Origin of the sequence: Achromobacter sp. MFA1 R4, assembly GCF_900156745.1 — a bacterium.
In the GTDB taxonomy this organism is placed as follows: domain Bacteria; phylum Pseudomonadota; class Gammaproteobacteria; order Burkholderiales; family Burkholderiaceae_B; genus Achromobacter.
On record NZ_LT707065.1, the window covers coordinates 4,894,104 to 4,910,747 of the forward strand.

Genomic DNA, 16,644 nt, shown 5'->3' on the forward strand with positions numbered 1-16,644 from the left:
GAGAGAAAAAAGTCGGTCGCAAACGTTGCTTGCAAGTGCTTGTTTTTGACGGGACTTCCGAGATTAGAAAACTCGGAGCCATGCCGGTCGCACCCAGGTCGATCCCGCCTTCGACGCAAGATAAGCGAACAAAAGTCGGTCGCAGGGAAGGGGTATTGGAAAGTGCAGGCGGCTGAGCTATGTAAAGGACGGCCTGCCACGTGGCCCACGCAGCCTTCGTGCCAGGCGAAACAGCGCGCATTCAGGATGCCGGCGATGCCTCCGATGGCGTCCTTGTGAGACCGCTATCGGCCAGAAGTGGACATTGAGAGTTCCTGATGAAAACAGTCTCCGCCTTCGCCTCCCCACAGCTGCAGCGAACGTTCAGTCAAAAGCTCCCTGATTATTCGAAACTTCTTCGATCAGTTCTTCCCACGGCCAGCGCACCGTCGCGAAACGCCGGTACAGCAACAACTGCCGGTCAACGACGCTGACCATTTCACCCTGTGTATCGTAGAAAAGGACAAGACCGCGCCCTTCCTGGTCTACCTGCAGTTCAGGAAACTTGCTAAGCGCCGACTTGAGGTTGCTAAACAGGATCCTCGGCTGCCGTTCGTGCGCGACCGTATAGATGTCCCGCGCTGAGATACCAACAGACAAATTTTGGTCGGAGGCGGCCATGATAGCCGCCATTCCGTGCGCATAAATCCCAGTAGAGTTTTTCCGGGCTCGAATCCCGTCACATACGCGTTTAGCAAACGTCTGGTAGAGCTGGTTGAGCTGCTCGGCGGAGTGCATGGCTGCGTCGTCGATCTTCGCCTCATCGCTCACGATGATTTCTTCACCATTTGGTGCGCCTTCTGTGATACCGAGCTCGTCGTCGAGATATCGCAGGGCGAGCTTCTGGAAAAGGCCAACGCTGCCGTATGAGATCGCGGCCAACTTCGTCACAACAGGATCAGTCGGCCGAAGGTTAAGCGCCGCGCATCCTTTTTCAAATACCTGTTTCAGCTCGGTCTCTGACCACGTCACGGACAGCTCCTCCATTCGGTCGGAGAGATCTGGGTTAAGCGTAATCAGCATGTTTTCGCTAATCCAGACACCTACCACGATGACAAAAGTCTTGTAGTCCCATAGGGTCTTCAGATCGAACGCGAACTTCGTCTGCTCCTCGACGGGCAGGTAGTGGAAGTCCTCGATGACAAGGGTTCGACCAGACTCCCGGATCAGAGCCGAGATAAACTCGAGGTCTGTCACGTCCTTGCCGACCACCCGATCCGTAACGGCAGTCGACCGCTCGTAGCTACCCTCAGCGCTTCCCTCCACCTTTGCGATCAGCTTGAAGCCCGCCTCGCCGGTAGCACTGATCTTGCCACCCCAGTTGTTTTCAACGGTCCGCTCCGCTTCGAGACGGATTTCGAGCCGCGCAAGGGCGTCTCGGTATACGTCTAGCGTAGTGTAGGAGAGGCGGCACTGGACGACGATCGGGTCGACGAGCACCTTTTGCCGGAGCCATGACTTGCCGGATTTCGACGCTCCACGGACGGCGACGTGCGTCTGCTTACGCTCAACGAGCTTCTTGAACTCGCGGTCCAATGAGCCTCGGTCGATGTAAGAATTTTCTCTGACTTCGGGCTGGATGCCGAAAACCTCGAAAGTGCGCATGTCGCTCTCCTTTGTTTCCAGGATGATATTCGAACTGCATGACTGGCCGCAGCATCGAACGTCCGCTCAGGGTCGAAGTCGTCCGTCCGTCGGCAGCCGCTCCCAGCCAGGAACGATTGTTCAAGCGAAAAATTCGTACGTCGCTATTGAGCTGCGACGATGCAAGTCGGCTTGGGCGGGGCCAACGACGAGCGTACGTCACTAGGCGCCTCTTGTTCGGGCGGTTAATCTACCGAACACTTCACAAATCGAGAGCGCATAAAGTCGTGGGCAAGATGGAGGATTATCCGTGACGTACCCCTATGAGGAAGTATTCAAGCGCGTTGAGCTCAAGCTGTTCGAGTTACGCTCTCCCAATATTGATGCTGATGTCCAGCTCGGCAAGCTGGAGGAGTTTAAGAAATATGGGACAAGGAAACTCTCCGACGAAAACTACTTCCATATCATGGTCAAGGTAGTGTTCTACTCGGGGTTCCGCGCTGAGACGGTAAAGGCGAAGGAGGGGGTGATTCTGAAGCATTTCCCTGACCTAAACACCACGGCGTCCTACGGTGAGCAAGATATCGAGAACATCCTTGGTGATCCTTCGATGATCCGAAACCGGCGCAAGCTCAACGCCTGTGTCGACAACGCCCGCTTGATGCAAAAACTGATTAAACAGCACGGCTCGTTTCGCGATTATCTTTATTCGTTCGGGGCGCTGGAGACGCTGGAAGACGTCCTCTTGCTGAAAGAAACTTTAGAAGCCAGTTTTGCCTTTCTCGGTGGGATCACGGTTTACCACTTCATGACCGACGCTGGCCTGCCGGTGCTCAAGCCAGATCGCGTGCTCACCCGCATCTTCCAGCGGCTTGGGCTGATCGAAGACGAGCAGCAGTTGCTCAAAACAGTGCTTCAGGGCCAAAAATTCGCGGCTTCGACAGGCCTGCCGATCCGATACATCGATATCGTGTTCGTGTTATACGGTCAAGTAAGTGCGACCGCCTACGGCATCTCCGAAGGCGTGTGCTTGACCGTGCCGCGGTGCTCGGCGTGCGATCTGAGGCCCTCGCTCTGCCGCTACGGAGAAAGCGAAAAAGAACAATGCGTTAACTGATGCGGTATCACCTGACGACTACCCTGAGTCGGCCGCGTGAGTGCGTGAGGAACCGGCGACCGGCACTTTCCGCTGCAGAGCGGTCATTCGCAGGCACAAAGCGAATGACCGTGAGGGGTCGCAAGCGGGCATTTTCCGCACGGCGCAGAGACCGGAACTCAGCCTATCGGCTTCCTGTAACAAGCGTCGACGCGCGAGCAGGCACATGGCCGAGATTTAAAGCTGCGGCGCCGGCCAAGCACGGTGAGCAAAGCGGTCCGACCTTACCGCTCGTTTTTACACACGTGCGCCACCAAAGGCCAAGACCCACTACACATCCTCGGCCTCATCCAGACGCCAAACCAGGCCGGCACAGCACATACACATTGGTCTCGCGACCGTAATGGCACTCGCGCCCAACGAACGCAAATCCGAGCTTTTCCAGCACGCGCATGGACGCTTCATTGCCTGGCCAGACCACGGCGACAAGCTTCGGGACGTCCAGCCTTTGCCACACATAGTCGCAAAGCTGCGCGCCCGCTCGCGTGGCGATGCCCCGGCCCCACGCAGGCTGGCAAAGGCGGTACGCAAGTTGGAGCCTGCCCGTGGTGCCGAGCGGCGTCAGGCTGACCCACCCGACGGCGATGCCGTCCGCCTCGACCGCCCAATGGCCTATGTCCGTCACTGGTTCATCCAGCCAAGCCAGCAGCTCCTGGCGTCTTGCCTCATCGGCCGGCTTTACGCCTGTGCTGTGGCGCATGACTTCCGGGTCGGATTCCATGGACAGCACCAAGGGAATGTCGGCGATCTGGAGGCGGCGCAGGGTGACGGTCGGGGAGTGGGGCATGGATATCCGCATCAACAGGGTAGGGTTTCAAAGCTGGCTCATTCCACCGTCCGCGATGATTTCCGTGCCGACGATGAAGGCGGACTCGCGCGCGGCCAGGTGCAATACGGTCGCCGCGATTTCCTGGGGGGTGCCGAAGCGGCCCAGCGGGATCTGCGCCTTGATGCCGGCGGCGGTCTTCTCCAGCGCGGCGCGGTCCAGGCCCAGTTTGTCATAGATCGGCGTGGCGACGGGGCCGGGGCTGACGACGTTGACCCGGATGCCGCGCGGCAGCAGTTCGGCGGACAAGGACTTGGCCAGTGAAATGAGCGCGGCCTTGGTGGCGGCGTAGATCGACGTGGCCGGCATGCCGATGCGGGCGTTGATGGAACCGTTGAGCACGATGGACGCGCCATCGTTGAGCAGCGGGTCCAGCGCCTGGAGCTGGAAATACACGCCTTTCACGTTGGTGCCGAACATGTCGTCCCACATTGCTTCGGTGGCATCGGCCAGCGGGGCGAAGCGGGCGACGCCGGCGTTCATGAAGGCGGCGTCCAGGCGTACGCCCGCGAAGGCCAGGGCCGCGGCCAGTGCGGCCGGGGCTTCGGGCGCGCCCACGACGTTCTGGATGGCAAGCGCCTTGGCGCCGAGGAGGGCGCGTGTCTTCTCCAGCGCGGCGCTGTCGCGGCCGGTCACGATGACGCGGGCGCCCTCGGCGGCGAAGGCCTGGGCGGCGGCCAGGCCGATGCCGCTGGTGCCGCCGGTGACCAGCACGGTTTTGTCTTCGAAGCGGTTCATGTCGGGTTCCTTTTTGCAGGGGAGGCGAGAGGAAGAGTCATGTTGCGCCTTTCAGGGCGCGCGCCGCACGATATTTCGCATGAATCTGCCTGAAAGGCGCGACGGCGCCGCCCGTTGCCTGCCCCTCGCCAGCGACGCGGCGGCCATTCGTTGTAGTCTTATCCGCTTGCGGCAGCGCCGGGATCGAGCCGGCCCGACCGCGTACAACAGTCCAAAGGACGATCATGGAAGAGACAAGGCAGGAAACCCCGCTGAACTGGGCGGCGCTGGTCGACGATCTGAACCGGCTGCTGCGGCTGAAGACCACGGTCATCGGCATGAAGCTCTACGAGCACGAGGCGGACATGGCGGGCGTGAAGGGCCTGCGGCGGCCCAGCGCCACCCATACCACCGACCAGATCGTCGGCATGGCGGCGCGGCTGGGCTGGACCGTGGGCATTACCGGGGACGACCTGGTCGGCGCGCAGTGCCGGGCCGTCATCGGGTTGGGGCCGCAGGACGAAGCCTGGAAGCGCGGCGAGGACTACGTGGGCGTGTGGCACGCGACGCAGGCGGACGCGCAGGCGCGGCAGGAGGCGCTGTCCTGTGTGCCCGCGGGCAAATATCGCGCCATGGTGGTGTCGCCCCTGGCGTCCGGCCGCCTCGATCCGCCCGACATCTGCCTGGTGTACGCAACGCCCGGCCAGATGATCATCCTGATCAACGGCCTGCAATGGAAGAACTACCGGCGCTTTGACTTCAGCGTGGTGGGCGAGACCGCCTGTGCGGATTCCTGGGGCCGGGCGCTGGCCACCGGCGAGCCCAGCCTGTCCTTGCCCTGTTTCGCCGAGCGCCGCTATGGCGGCGTGCCCGACGAAGAGATGCTGATGGCCTTGCCGCCGCGCTATCTGCCGATTGCCATCGAAGGCATGAAGGCGCTGTCGGCCAATGGCCTGCGCTATCCCATCGCGCCCTATGGCATCCAGAACGACGTGCGCGCGGGCATGGGCGTGAGCTACGCGCAGGCGCCCAGGGCTCAGGGTTGAGCCTGCGCGTGCAGCGCCGCCGCAAGGGCGCGCGCCGCCGGGCCGAGCGGACGGTCGATGCGATGCGCGAGGTAGGTCTCGGTGGCGATCTGGCTGTCGCGCCCCAGGCTGGCGGCGGGGACGCGCAGCAGGCGGCCCTCGGCCAGGTCGCGCTCGACCTGCCAGAACGGCAGCCGGCCCCAACCCAGCCCGGCGCGGATCAGCGCGTGCTTGGTGTCCTGCCCGCTGACGCGGCAGGTCTGGGGCGACAGGACCGCGAAATCGCGGCCTTCGGAGAGGGGCGACGGATCGACCTGCACGATCTGCAGATGATCCGCCAGGTCGGCCTCCGACAATGCGGCGCCGGTGCGCGCCAACCGCGCCAGCGGATGCGCGGCGCCGACGACCGCCACCATCTGCACCGCGCCCAGCGCCTGCACGGCGATGCGGGGATGCCGGAAGTGTTCGCCGGCCAGGATGCCCAGGGTGTGCGTGCCGTCCAGCAGCGCCTCGACCGGGCCGCCCAGGGGCAGCACCGACACGCGTATCGCGACCGAGGGATACGCCGCGCGCATCCGGACCAGCGCTGCGCCCGCGTGTTCGATCGGGAACAACGTATCCACCGCCAGCGACAGCGCCAGTTCCACGCCTTCGCCCAGCCCTTGCGCGCGGGCGCGCAGGGCGTCCACGCGCAGGAGGATGTCGCGGGCATTGGCCAGCAGGGCCTGGCCCTGCGGCGTCATGACGGGGCGATGCCCGCCGCGGTCAAAGAGCGGCACGCCAAGCTGCGCCTCCATGTTGGCAATGGCGTGGCTGACGGCCGATTGCACGCGGGCCAGCCGGCGCGCCGCGGCGCGGAAGCTGCCCGTGTCCGCCACGGCGGCGAACATGCGCAATTGGTCCAGGGTGAGGGCGTCGATCATGTGAGCGGTGGCCTAAGCAGTGATCTATTTTTTCGATCAAGAACGTCAAAAGGTTATCACTTCGCAGGATAGGCTCAAGCCGGCATGATGCCGGGATCGTCTGGACATCGAGGTCAGCATGGAAAAAGTCGAATTCGCGACGGCAAGCGGTCCCGCGGCGCAGGTCCGCTGGGGCGCCGTGGCGGCCGTCGTCGGCGCGGGGGTGGTGGCGGCCCTGCAGGTCGGCAAAGTCATCATCGCGGCGCCGCTGCTGCGCAAGGACATGGGGCTGGACCTGGCGTCCATCGGCACCCTGACGGCGGTGTTCTCGCTTCTGGGCATGGTCGGGGGCATCGCGGCGGGCGGCGTGATCGCGCGCTTTGGCGCGCGGCGCATGCTGATCCTGGGGCTGGCCGCCACGGCTTTCGGCACGGCGGCGGGCGCGCTGGCGCCGGGTTACGGCGTGCTGCTGGCGACGCGGGTGCTCGAAGGGCTGGGCTTCCTGATGATCACGGTGGCAGGTCCCGCTTTGCTGCAGCGCATTGTCACGGGCGGCCGGCGCGACTTCGCCTTTGCGCTGTGGAGCTGCTACATGCCCGCCGGGATGGCGATTGCGATGCTGGCCTCGCAGGCGTTTTCCGATTGGCACGCCTACTGGTGGTGCGCGGGCCTCGCCGCGGGCGTGGCGCTTGCCGGCGTGGCCCTGCTGTCGCCGCCCACGCCGGGCGGGGGCAGGCTGTCCTGGCGCGGCCTGCGCCAGGACACCGCCGACACCCTGGGCGCCGCCGGTCCCGCGCTGCTGGCGCTGTCCTTCATGCTGTACAGCGTGATGTTCTTTGCGTTGTTCACCTTCCTGCCGGTGCTGCTCATGGAGGCGCTGGGATTGACGCTTGCCGCGGCCGGCCTGTACAGCGCGCTGGCCAGCGCCGCCAACGTGGTCGGCAACCTGGGCGCCGGGGTGCTGCTGGCGCGCGGCTGGCGGCGGTCCACGCTGATCGCCTGCGCCAGCGCGGCGATGGCGGCCGTGGCGCTGCTGATCTTCGGGTCCGCGCTGCCGGCCATGCCGACCTTTCTGTTGTGCGTGCTGTTCTCGGCGGTGGGCGGGCTGATTCCGGCCACGCTGCTGGGCACCGCGCCGCTGGTGGCGCCGCGCCCGGCGCTCGGCGCGGCGTCGGTGGGGCTGGTCATGCAGGGGAGCAACCTGGGGCAGGTGATCGGGCCGGTGGCGGTGGGCGGGGCCATCGACCGCTTTGGCTGGACGTCCGCGTCGTTCATCGTGGCGGCGGCGGGGCTGGCGGGCGTGGCCATCGCGTGGCGCCTGCGGCGGGTCGACGGCGCGCGGCTGTGACGGCGCGGGGCTCGCCCGACGTGCGCGCGCCGGGCTGGCATGCCGCGGTAACCCGGCTGGCCTATCATGGCTCGGACGACACGTTGGAGGTTACATGCATACGTCCGCCCCACGCCTGGTCATCTTCGATTGCGACGGCGTCCTTATCGATAGCGAAATCATTGCCGCCCGGGCCCAGTCCCGCGCGCTGGCCGAACATGGCATCACGATCACGCCCGAAGAAGCGGCGTCGCGCTTTGCCGGAATCCCGGATGCGGACATGTGGCGCACGCTGCAGGCGGAGAACGGCTGCGCGCTGCCCGAGGAATTCGCGCGCCAGTACGCCGACCGGCTGGAGCACACTTTTCGCGCTGAGCTGCGCGCCTTGCCGCACGTGCACGAAACCCTGACGATCCTGCGCGAACGCGGCCTGGACCTGTGCGTGGCCTCGAGCAGCACGCCGCGCAAGCTGGAGGCGGCGCTCAGGATGGTGGGACTGTGGGATGCGTTTGCGCCCCACGTGTTCAGCACGGCGCAGGTGGCCAAGGGCAAGCCGGCCCCGGACGTCTTTCTTTACGCCGCGCGGCAGATGCGGGCGGCGGTGCTGGATTGCGTGGTGGTCGAGGACAGCGTGCCCGGCGTGCGCGCCGCCCGCGCGGCGCGCATGCGGGCGGTGGGTTTCGTGGGCGCCTCGCACAACGGGCCGCAGCAGCGGCAGCGCTTGCTGGACGAGGGCGCTTTCGAGGTCATCGACGATCTGCGGCGGCTGCCGGAGATCATCTGAGCCGCCTGCCGGACTACGCCGTCGCGGGCATCTGTCCGTGCAGCAGGTAGTCCATCAGTTCGCGCACGGAGCGCATGGCGTTGCCGAACGGCAGCTTGGACGCGCCGCGGAAAAAGAGCCCCCGGCTGACTTCGCCGCGCATGGCCGCGGCCAGCTTCAAATCGATGCAGAACTGGCCGAACTTGGCGATGCCGTCGCGCAGGCCGCATTGCGTCAGGCAGTCCATGCGCTGGCTGCAGCGCCGCGGATCGGCGCGGGTGTTGGCCTGCAGCGTGCCTTCCTGGCGCAGATAGCGCGTGAGCCACGGCGTGGCCACCGCGCGCGCGGGCAGGCCGGCCACGCTGGTGAATTCGGCGAGCTGGTCGGGATCGGCGTCGATCAGCACGCGCTTGAAGTTTTCGTGGGCATCGCCTTCGTGGGTGACGGCGAACGCGGTGCCCACCTGCACGCCGTCGGCGCCGTTTGTCAGCCAGTGGCGCACCTGCTCATGGCTGCCGACGCCGCCCGCCACGATCAGCCGCGGCGCGTCGCGGCCGAGCTGCAATTCGCTAAACAGCGAGTGGCAATCGGCCAGCACGCGCTTGAAGTCGAAGCGTTCGCTGTGCAGGTCGTCCAGCCGCGCCGCGCCCAGATGGCCGCCGGCGTAGCCCGGGTGTTCGATGACCACGGCGTCGGCCAGCCGGCCCTTTTTCATCCATTTCTTCAGCACGGCGGCCACGCCGCGCGCTTCGGACAGGATGGGCACCAGGGCCACCTTGGGGAAATCGGCTGTCATCTCGGGCAGGTCCAGGGGCAGGCCTGCGCCCATGACGATGGCTTGCGCGCCGCTTTCGCACGCCTGGCGCACCAGCGCGGGATGGTCGCGCACCGCCTTCATGACGTTCACGGCCACCAGGCCGCGGCCCTGCGCGGTCTCCAGCGCGGCGCGCACCTCGCGGTGCAAGGCCTCGCGGTTGGCGGTGTCGATCGTGTCGCGGTCATTGCATTTTTCGGTCTGCTCCACGAGATCGGCGTGGTGATGGCGCAAATCGACGCTGGCGATGGTGCCCACGCCGTTCTGGCTGGCAACCGCGCCGGCCAGGCGATGGGCAGATACGCCGACGCCCATCCCGCCCTGAACGATGGGCAGCAACTCGCGTCCGGCGAGGGAGAGTGATTTGAACCACGTCATGATATGAGTCTTTCCTCTGGTCAAGAGACCAGAGGCTAGAGCAAGGCAGGGTGCGCCGCCTTGCGAAGGATCAAGTGGCGCGGCAATGGGGCCAGACCTGGCGGCCGGCGCGCCCGGGGTTTCCAAGGCCCGGCTCCGGCCCCGGACTCGGGGTTATCTCTTTCCCATCAGACGCGTCCGATGGACAGGGCGGATCGCCAGCGAGGAACATGTCGACAATTCCGTTACCGCCCAGGTGGGGTATTGCCTGCGTATTCAAGAGACCTGCGCTTCACTTTCGTGCCCGAGCACGGCGGGGCGTTCGAGGTCAATGCGTTCACGTTCGAGGAGGCCCTGTCCGAGCCCTACCGGTTGTGCGTGCAGCTTTCCAGTCTTGACGCTGCCGCGAATGCCGGCGCGCTGCTGGACCAGCCCGCGCTGTTCACGATCTGGCGCGGCGGGCAGCCCATACGGCATATCCATGGCATCGTGTCGGAATGCGAACGGGCCGATACCGGGTGTCGGCGGACATGTTACCGGGCCGTGATGGCGCCGTCGCTCGTCCGCGCGGCCCGCTGTTCCGGCTGGCGCATCTATCAGTATCTGACGGTGCCCGAGATCATGGCGGACGTCCTCCAGCGCCTGGGCATCGCCGACTACGAGCAACACACCGCCGCCGATCATCCGCGGCGGGCGTATTGCGTGCAGGCCGGCGACACGGACCTGCAGTTCCTGAACCGCCTGGCCGCCGAAGAAGGCTATCTCTACCGTTTTGACCACACCGAGCGCAGTCATCGCCTTATCCACGCCGATCGCATCCGCGGCCTGGGCGAAATCCAGGGCGGCCCCGTCGTCTACAACGCCGCCTGCGGCGGCGCGCCGCGCGAACCCGCGTTGCGCCGGTTCACGTTCGCCGTCCGGGTGCGCACCAGCGTGCCGCTCCAACGCGACGCCGCCCACACGAATCTGCGCGACGTCCCGCCGTCCGCCCGCGTCGCCGCCGACCTGGGCATGCATGACGCGCGCCCAGGTCGATACGCCTACCCCGGGGCGTACCCGCGCAACGAGGCCGGCAAGCCGTTCGCGCCGTCGCTGCTGCCGGGACTGCGCCGCGATGCGCGCGTGGCCTTCGCGCAGGGCGACGACGCGCGCCTCGTCCCCGGCCTGGCGTTCAATCTGATCGGACATCCGCGGCAAGAATGGAACAAGGCGTGGCGGCCGGTGCGCTTGCGCCATCAAGGCGTGCAGCACGGCGGCCACGACGAAGCGGGGGCGGGCGGGAAACGCGGCACGCGGTACCACTGCGCCGCCGAACTCATCCCCGAGACGGCCGACTGGAAACCGGAGCCCGGTCTCAAGCCCCGCCCATCCGCCCCGCTACAGCCAGACCGCTTCAGCCGAACAGCTTGACGATCGCCGGCACGGACAGCACGGCGGTGTAGTAGCCCATGAACTGCACGCCGGTGTTAAAGCCAAACAGGCGCGACAGCAGGCCGCCGATCAGGCCCATGGTCAGGATGACGAGCAGGCCCAGGAACTGGCCTTCCCAGACGCTGATCACGATGATCAGCCCGACGAAGGTGGCGATGATGGCCTCGTGGCTGACCTTGCGCGACACGAACAGCGCGGCGCGGCGCGCGAAGTTCATCGCGAAGGGGTAGGACACGACCGCCGCCAGCAGCACGGCCAGCATGCCGTAGCCCAGGAACTCCCAGTGGTTCAGCAGGTTGTGCAGGTTGTGCGTCTGGCCGGTCGCCGCATCCACGGTGAACCGCGGCGGCGCGTTGAACAGCGGCGCCGCAGGACCCGCGGCCACCGGGCTCAGGGGCAGGCCGAAGGCGATCAGCGGGATCAGCGCCTCGGCGATGTAGGTGGCCTCGGTGACGCCGTTGCGCGCGCTGAGCACGGTGGTCAGGCGGTGATAGGCGTGCTTGACGCGCGAGCCCACCAGTTCACCCAGGACGACGGTCATGGCGACCGGGCTGAACACGAACGTGGCGCTGGACACGGCGGCGGTGGCGAGCGTCCAGCGGGTCTGCACGCGGTCCATCACCTTGAGCGGGTTGGGGAAGTAGCCCGACCAGCCCTTCACGTCGGGCGCCAGCGAGAACGTGCGCACCTTGTCGCGCAGCATCTTGCCGCGTCCCTGGGGCGAGAGCACGGTGAACAGGTCGGCGATCAGCGGTCCGATGGCGATGCCCAGGAAGTAGCTGATGCTGAGCTTGACGCCGTACTTCGCGGTCAGGCTCTGCAGCGCGATGATGACCATGACGAACGGCACCAGCAGCGCCACGGCGGCCCAGCGTCCGGCCGAAAAGTACGCGATCAGCAGCGCCGCGGCCAGGAAGATCCACGGCGCGGATTTGGTGATCGCCGCGCCGAACGGCGCCAGCAGCACCGCGAACAGCACCGCCAGGGGCACCGCGACGAAGGCCGCGACAATGGCGCCGGACACCATCTTGCGCAGCGCGATGTGCGGCACGCCCAGCTTGCGCAGCATGTTCGCGTCCTGCAGCAAGGGAGTGGCCATGGTGTCGCCGGGAATGCCCAGGAGCGCGGTGGGCACGGCGTGCGTCATGTGCTTGGCGACCGCGCCGGCCAGAAAGAAGGTGAAGACGCCGGCGGGCGGCACGCCCAGCAGGACCACCAGCAGGGTCAGCGGCGCCAGGGTGGTGGTTTCGTCCGTGCCGGACACCAGCCCGATCGCGGCAAACACCACCGCGCCCAGCAGCCCCATCCCGGCGGCCACCATGATTTGTTCGAGCAGTACGGGGTCGCTCATGCCAGCGCCTCCTTGCCGGCGCCGCGCCGCGCATCGGCGGCCGCGGCGGGGGCGGCGGCCTGGGCCGCCGGTTGCGCGAAGAGGTCGTACAGGTCCAGCTCCTTCAGTTCGCGCACCACGGCATCGGGCAGGTCGGCCAGCGTGCCCAGGCCGCCAGGCTGCTCGGCCAGTTCGGCCAGCACTTCGGCGCGCCAGGCCGGGTCGTGCGTGGCGCTGTGCTCGAGGACTTCGCGCTTGGGGGGGAACAGGCGGGCGCAAATGACGCCGGCCAGCACGCAGCCCGCCAGTCCGGCCAGCATGGCGTAGGCGTGGGCCAGTTCGGGCGACGCGACCACGCCGCGCAGCCAGCGGCTGGCGACGAAGAATCCGGCCACGCTGACCGAGATGCCGATACCGATGGCCCAGGCCAGGTGCCTGAGGTCCACGGTGTCGCTCCAGACTTCAGCCAGGCGCGCGGAGGGCGCCGGGGGGATGTGTTTCATGTCTCTCTCCTAGGTCTGCGGGCGGCGCGCGGGGATCTCCGGCGCCGCCTCGGGTTTTTGTCCGGCGGGATTATCGGGAAGCGCGCAGTTCCTCCAGCAAGGCCAGCGCGCGGTCGGTGCGGACGTCCTGCTCCGCGGCCATGCGCTTGGCGACCTCGTCGATTTCCGCGCCGGTTGCGCCCGCCACCAGCGCGATGTTGCGGGCATGCAGCGCCATGTGGCCGCGCTGGATGCCTTCGGTGGCCAGTGCGCGCAGCGCGCCCAGGTTTTGCGCGAGGCCGACGGCCACGGCGACTTCGCCCAGTTCCTGCGCCGAGCGGACGTCCATGATCTTGAGCGCCAGGCGCGCCAGCGGATGCGTCTTGGTGGCGCCGCCCACCAGACCGACGGGCATCGGCATTTCAATCGTGCCGACCAGCGCGCCCGAGGTGTCCTTTTCCCAGTGGGTGAGGGAGGTGTAGCGGCCCGAGCGGCTGGCGTAGGCATGCGCGCCGGCCTCGACCGCGCGCCAGTCGTTGCCGGTGGCCACGATGATGGGGTCGATGCCGTTCATGATGCCCTTGTTGTGCGTGGCGGCCCGGTACGGGTCGATGGCGGCGAACGTGTACGCGTCCAGCACGCCTTCGATGATTTCGGCGCCGCTGCGGTCCTTCGTGTCCAGCGCCTGCGGCGTCAGGCGCACGCGGGCGCGGGCCAGGCGCAGGTCGGCCAGGTTGGACAGGATGCGCAGGCGCACCGACCCGCCGACGATTTCCTCGACCAGCGGGGCCACGGCCTCGGCCATGGTGTTGACGGTGTTGGCGCCCATGGCGTCGCGCACGTCGACGATCAGGTGCATCACGATCATCGGGCCGCGCGGCGTGTCCGGGAAGACGTGGACCTCGATGTCCTGGCAGCCGCCGCCCAGTTCGATCAGCACCTTGTCGCGGCTGTTGGCCAGCGTCAGGATGCGTTCGCGCTCGCGCAGCAGGGCCAGGCGCGCGCCATGCGGGTCGGTCAGGCCCAGGACCTGCACCTGCGCGCGCATCAGCGGCCGGGTGCTGGACGTCTCGAAGCCGCCGCATTCGCGCGCCAGCTTGGCCATGTAGGACGCGGCGGCCACTACGGACGGTTCTTCCACCGCCATGGGCACCAGCACGTCGCGCCCGTTGACCTGGAAGTTGCCCGCCACGCCCAACGGCAGCTCGAACGTGCCCAGCACGTTTTCGATCATGCCGTCGGCGCGGGCCAGGCCCAGCGCGCCGGGCGCGGCAAGCAATTGCCGCTCCTCGGCCGTGAGCGAGGCGGCGTCGGCGATGGCGGCGAGACGTTGGGCAGGGGTGAGGGCCCGGAAATTGGGCAGGCGTGAATCGGCCACGATGGCATGTCTCCGTATAGAAATCTGAAAATCGAGTGGCCCGATTCTAGGTAAACTGTACCGCCATTGAGAGGTACAGTTTGGGCAAACAGTACCATCGCACTGCACCAATTTTGGCCATGAACGAACGGGGAATTCGCGTGGAACCAGCCAAACCGCCCGGCAGGCCGCAACGCGCGGCGCCCATCGCCGAGAGCCTAGCCAACCTGATCGGCCAGCAGATTGCCGATGGCGTCTATCGCGCGGGCGACAAGCTGCCCTCCTTGCGCGAGCTGGCGCAACTGCACCGCTATGCCAAGAACACGGTGGTGGTGGCCTTTGAACTGCTGGTGGCGCGCGGACTGGTGGAGCCGCGGCGCGGTTCGGGCTTTTATGTGCTGGACGTCAAGCATGCGGGCCCGGCGGCGGACGAAGAGCCCGGGCAGTTGAGCCGGGCAATGGACATCGTCTGGCTCATGCGCGAACAGCTCAAGACCCAGCCCGACGCGGTGGCGGTGGGCGATGGCTTTCCGCCGGTGGAGTGGCTGGCCGACATGCGCATGGACCGCTATCACCAGAAGGTGGTGCGCACGGGGCTGGGCGCCTTGTTCCGCTACGGAAGCCGCTTTGGCTATGCGCCGCTGCGCGAAAGCCTGGTGCGCAAGCTGGGCGACGTGGGCATCAGCGCGGCGCCCTCGCAGCTCGTGCTCACGCATGGCGCGAACGAGGCGATGGATCTGGTGATCCGGTATTTCCTGCCCCCCGGCTCGACCGTGCTGGTCGACAACCCCGGTTATTACCCGCTCTTTGGCAAACTGAAGCTGGCCGGGGTGAGGATGCTGGGCGTGCCGCGCCTGCCGGACGGTCCCGATCTGGCCGCGCTGGAAGCGTTGTTGCAGCGCGAAAAGCCACGCCTGTTCTTTACGCAGTCGATCGCGCATAACCCGACCGGCTCGGACATTTCCCCGGCCAGGGCCTACAAGCTCCTGCAGCTCTCCGAGCGCTACAACCTGATGCTGGTCGAAAACGATCCGCTGGCGGACTTCAAGCCGACGTCGTCCGTCCGCCTGTCGGCGCTGGACCAGCTAGAGCGGACGATCTACATCGGCAGCTTCTCGAAGTCCTTTTCGGCGGCGCTGCGCGTGGGGTTCATTGCCTGCAATGCGGCGCTGGCCAGCGATCTGGCGGACCTGAAGGCGCTGGTACACGTCAGCAGCTCGGAGTACTGCGAGCGCATGGTGGACGTGATGCTGCGCGAAGGCCACTACGAGCGGCATCTGGTGCGCCTGCGCCAGCGGCTGGAGGCCGCGACCGGACAGGCCTTGCAGGTGCTGGACGCGCTGGGCGCGCGCGTGTTCACCCGGCCGACGAGTTCGCTTTACCTGTGGTCGTCGTTTCCGGGCGTGGACGACTCCTTGACGATGGCCGAGGCGCTGATGCCCGAAAAGGTCATCATGGCGCCGGGGCGTGTGTTCAGCGTCGATCCCACGGCCGTGTCGCCGTGGTCCCGCTGCAATGTCGGCGCTGTGGTGTCGCCGCGGTTCCACGCCACGCTGTCCGCGTACCTGGCTCAGCGATAGGCGAATTCCTGGAAAGCCTGCCGCAACTCGGCCTGCGCGGTGGTGCTCAAGGCCCGTGCGGCCGGCGTGGAGGGGCCGCTGCGCGCCGCCTGCACCGCAAAGCGGCGCACGCCCCGGCGGGCGAGTTCGCGGGCCAATGCCAGGAGGCGCGCTTCGTCCAGCCAGTCGGGATGCCAGGTGATGCGGCACTCGAAGTCGGCCCCGGCCGACAGCAATTGCGTCAGGCATGCCAGCGCCGGGCGCTGCGAATCCCGCCGGCCCGTGATGTCGTCATAGCCTTTGGCATCGGCCTTGATGTCCATGCCCACCCAGTCCAGGTGGCGCAGCACGTCCGCCAGCCGCAGCGGATAGATGCCCGCGGTGTGCAGGCCTACGCGATATCCCATGCGCTTGACGTCGCGGATCATGGCGGGCAGGCGCGGTTCGCTGAGCGGCTCGCCGCCCGAAAACACCACCGCGTCCAGGAGGCCCTTGCGGGTTTCGAGGAACGCACGGACCTCGCGCCAGTCGTAGCGGGCGGCGCGCGTCTGCAGTTCGGTATTGTGACAGTAGTGGCAGCGCCACGGGCAGCCCGAGATGAACACCACCGCGGCAAGCTGGCCGGGCCAGTCCACGGTGGAAAAGGGCACCAGCCCGCCCACGGCGGCCGAGTGCCGGGGCAGGGGCTGGATGACCGGCTGGGGCGGCGCGGCATAGGCCGGCCGGTCCGCCAGCCGGCGCACGGCCTGCGTGGCGGGGCCGGCGCCCTTGGGCGAAGCGCCTTCAGGCACTGCGTTCGACGAAGAAGCGGCGTTCATTGAATTCGCCCTGTTTGCCGGTGTTGAAAGAAGAGACCGGGCGGTGATAGCCCATCACCCGGGTCCAGACTTCGCAGCGCACGCGCTGGCTGTCGTCCAGCCGGAGGGCGGGCGCAGAGGCGGCGATGGGGGCGGTCAAGGTTTGCATAGGATTTCC

General features: G+C 66.9%; 16 protein-coding genes. 6 read left to right on the plus strand and 10 right to left on the minus strand.

Features of this window, described 5'->3' with window-relative positions:
• Positions 1-363: 363 nt before the first annotated feature.
• Positions 364-1,644 (minus strand): hypothetical protein, encoded by a 1,281-nt coding sequence (locus BXA00_RS22425; protein WP_076520600.1) that lies wholly within the window; start codon positions 1,642-1,644, stop codon positions 364-366.
• Positions 1,645-1,933: 289 nt separating this feature from the next.
• Here BXA00_RS22425 and BXA00_RS22430 point away from each other — a divergent pair, with 289 nt between their 5' ends.
• The gene (locus BXA00_RS22430; protein ID WP_076520601.1) at positions 1,934-2,740 is read left to right on the plus strand and encodes a DNA-3-methyladenine glycosylase I; all 807 of its coding nucleotides are present in this window, start codon (positions 1,934-1,936) and stop codon (positions 2,738-2,740) included.
• Between the two features lie 325 nt (positions 2,741-3,065).
• Here BXA00_RS22430 and BXA00_RS22435 read toward each other — a convergent pair whose 3' ends face one another.
• The gene (locus tag BXA00_RS22435; RefSeq protein WP_076522073.1) at positions 3,066-3,566 is read right to left on the minus strand and encodes a GNAT family N-acetyltransferase; all 501 of its coding nucleotides are present in this window, start codon (positions 3,564-3,566) and stop codon (positions 3,066-3,068) included.
• Positions 3,567-3,593: 27 nt separating this feature from the next.
• The gene (locus tag BXA00_RS22440; RefSeq protein WP_076520602.1) at positions 3,594-4,343 is read right to left on the minus strand and encodes an SDR family oxidoreductase; all 750 of its coding nucleotides are present in this window, start codon (positions 4,341-4,343) and stop codon (positions 3,594-3,596) included.
• Positions 4,344-4,567: 224 nt separating this feature from the next.
• On the opposite strand from BXA00_RS22440, the gene BXA00_RS22445 reads away from it, so the two are divergent.
• On the plus strand, positions 4,568-5,368 hold the full coding sequence (locus BXA00_RS22445; RefSeq protein WP_076520603.1) for a DUF169 domain-containing protein: 801 nt from the start codon (positions 4,568-4,570) through the stop codon (positions 5,366-5,368).
• Here the strand turns inward: BXA00_RS22445 and BXA00_RS22450 are convergent.
• A complete protein-coding gene (locus BXA00_RS22450; protein WP_076520604.1) occupies positions 5,359-6,270 on the minus strand; it encodes a LysR family transcriptional regulator in 912 nt (303 codons plus the stop codon). The two genes, BXA00_RS22445 and BXA00_RS22450, sit on opposite strands and share 10 nt — an antisense overlap.
• Positions 6,271-6,388: 118 nt before the next feature.
• Between BXA00_RS22450 and BXA00_RS22455 the strand changes: the two genes are divergently transcribed.
• Positions 6,389-7,597 (plus strand): CynX/NimT family MFS transporter, encoded by a 1,209-nt coding sequence (locus BXA00_RS22455; protein ID WP_076520605.1) that lies wholly within the window; start codon positions 6,389-6,391, stop codon positions 7,595-7,597.
• A gap of 94 nt (positions 7,598-7,691) precedes the next feature.
• On the plus strand, positions 7,692-8,360 hold the full coding sequence (locus BXA00_RS22460) for an HAD family phosphatase (RefSeq protein WP_076520606.1): 669 nt from the start codon (positions 7,692-7,694) through the stop codon (positions 8,358-8,360).
• A gap of 13 nt (positions 8,361-8,373) precedes the next feature.
• Here BXA00_RS22460 and BXA00_RS22465 read toward each other — a convergent pair whose 3' ends face one another.
• The gene (locus BXA00_RS22465; RefSeq protein ID WP_076520607.1) at positions 8,374-9,531 is read right to left on the minus strand and encodes a nitronate monooxygenase family protein; all 1,158 of its coding nucleotides are present in this window, start codon (positions 9,529-9,531) and stop codon (positions 8,374-8,376) included.
• Positions 9,532-9,810: 279 nt separating this feature from the next.
• Here BXA00_RS22465 and tssI point away from each other — a divergent pair, with 279 nt between their 5' ends.
• A complete protein-coding gene (gene tssI / locus BXA00_RS22470) occupies positions 9,811-10,920 on the plus strand; it encodes a type VI secretion system tip protein TssI/VgrG (protein WP_172805883.1) in 1,110 nt (369 codons plus the stop codon).
• Here the strand turns inward: tssI and BXA00_RS22475 are convergent.
• The 3 genes from BXA00_RS22475 to BXA00_RS22485 form a co-directional block, all read right to left on the minus strand.
• Positions 10,904-12,292, minus strand: a complete 1,389-nt coding sequence (locus BXA00_RS22475) for a tripartite tricarboxylate transporter permease (protein WP_076520609.1) — start codon at positions 12,290-12,292, stop codon at positions 10,904-10,906. The genes tssI and BXA00_RS22475 overlap by 17 nt on opposite strands.
• On the minus strand, positions 12,289-12,774 hold the full coding sequence (locus tag BXA00_RS22480; RefSeq protein ID WP_076520610.1) for a hypothetical protein: 486 nt from the start codon (positions 12,772-12,774) through the stop codon (positions 12,289-12,291). Before BXA00_RS22480 ends, BXA00_RS22475 begins: the two co-directional genes overlap by 4 nt.
• Before the next feature lie 70 nt (positions 12,775-12,844).
• Positions 12,845-14,134: a hydroxymethylglutaryl-CoA reductase, degradative gene (locus BXA00_RS22485; RefSeq protein WP_076522074.1), complete on the minus strand. Its 1,290-nt coding sequence runs from the start codon at positions 14,132-14,134 to the stop codon at positions 12,845-12,847.
• A gap of 116 nt (positions 14,135-14,250) precedes the next feature.
• Here BXA00_RS22485 and BXA00_RS22490 point away from each other — a divergent pair, with 116 nt between their 5' ends.
• Positions 14,251-15,690 carry a PLP-dependent aminotransferase family protein gene (locus BXA00_RS22490; protein ID WP_076522075.1) on the plus strand — a complete coding sequence of 480 codons (1,440 nt, stop codon included), beginning with the start codon at positions 14,251-14,253 and terminating at the stop codon, positions 15,688-15,690.
• On the opposite strand, the gene BXA00_RS22495 is transcribed toward BXA00_RS22490, so the two are convergent.
• Both BXA00_RS22495 and nrdD read right to left on the minus strand, forming a co-directional pair.
• Positions 15,681-16,487 (minus strand): anaerobic ribonucleoside-triphosphate reductase activating protein, encoded by an 807-nt coding sequence (locus tag BXA00_RS22495; RefSeq protein WP_172805884.1) that lies wholly within the window; start codon positions 16,485-16,487, stop codon positions 15,681-15,683. The two genes, BXA00_RS22490 and BXA00_RS22495, sit on opposite strands and share 10 nt — an antisense overlap.
• A complete protein-coding gene (gene nrdD / locus BXA00_RS22500) occupies positions 16,453-16,635 on the minus strand; it encodes an anaerobic ribonucleoside-triphosphate reductase (protein ID WP_076520612.1) in 183 nt (60 codons plus the stop codon). The genes BXA00_RS22495 and nrdD overlap by 35 nt, the downstream gene beginning before the upstream one ends.
• Between the last annotated feature and the right edge of the window lie 9 nt (positions 16,636-16,644).

Excerpts from the sequence above, each read along its gene's own strand:
- BXA00_RS22455 (WP_076520605.1), top strand. The coding sequence starts at position 6,389 with ATGGAAAAAGTCGAATTCGCGACGGCAAGCGGTCCCGCGGCGCAGGTC.
- BXA00_RS22490 (WP_076522075.1), top strand. The coding sequence starts at position 14,251 with ATGAACGAACGGGGAATTCGCGTGGAACCAGCCAAACCGCCCGGCAGG.
- BXA00_RS22425 (WP_076520600.1), bottom strand. The coding sequence starts at position 1,644 with ATGCGCACTTTCGAGGTTTTCGGCATCCAGCCCGAAGTCAGAGAAAAT.
- nrdD (WP_076520612.1), bottom strand. The coding sequence starts at position 16,635 with ATGCAAACCTTGACCGCCCCCATCGCCGCCTCTGCGCCCGCCCTCCGG.
- BXA00_RS22450 (WP_076520604.1), bottom strand. The coding sequence starts at position 6,270 with ATGATCGACGCCCTCACCCTGGACCAATTGCGCATGTTCGCCGCCGTG.
- BXA00_RS22475 (WP_076520609.1), bottom strand. The coding sequence starts at position 12,292 with ATGAGCGACCCCGTACTGCTCGAACAAATCATGGTGGCCGCCGGGATG.
- BXA00_RS22480 (WP_076520610.1), bottom strand. The coding sequence starts at position 12,774 with ATGAAACACATCCCCCCGGCGCCCTCCGCGCGCCTGGCTGAAGTCTGG.
- BXA00_RS22465 (WP_076520607.1), bottom strand. The coding sequence starts at position 9,531 with ATGACGTGGTTCAAATCACTCTCCCTCGCCGGACGCGAGTTGCTGCCC.
- BXA00_RS22445 (WP_076520603.1), top strand. The coding sequence starts at position 4,568 with ATGGAAGAGACAAGGCAGGAAACCCCGCTGAACTGGGCGGCGCTGGTC.
- BXA00_RS22440 (WP_076520602.1), bottom strand. The coding sequence starts at position 4,343 with ATGAACCGCTTCGAAGACAAAACCGTGCTGGTCACCGGCGGCACCAGC.
- BXA00_RS22435 (WP_076522073.1), bottom strand. The coding sequence starts at position 3,566 with ATGCCCCACTCCCCGACCGTCACCCTGCGCCGCCTCCAGATCGCCGAC.
- BXA00_RS22495 (WP_172805884.1), bottom strand. The coding sequence starts at position 16,487 with ATGAACGCCGCTTCTTCGTCGAACGCAGTGCCTGAAGGCGCTTCGCCC.
- BXA00_RS22460 (WP_076520606.1), top strand. The coding sequence starts at position 7,692 with ATGCATACGTCCGCCCCACGCCTGGTCATCTTCGATTGCGACGGCGTC.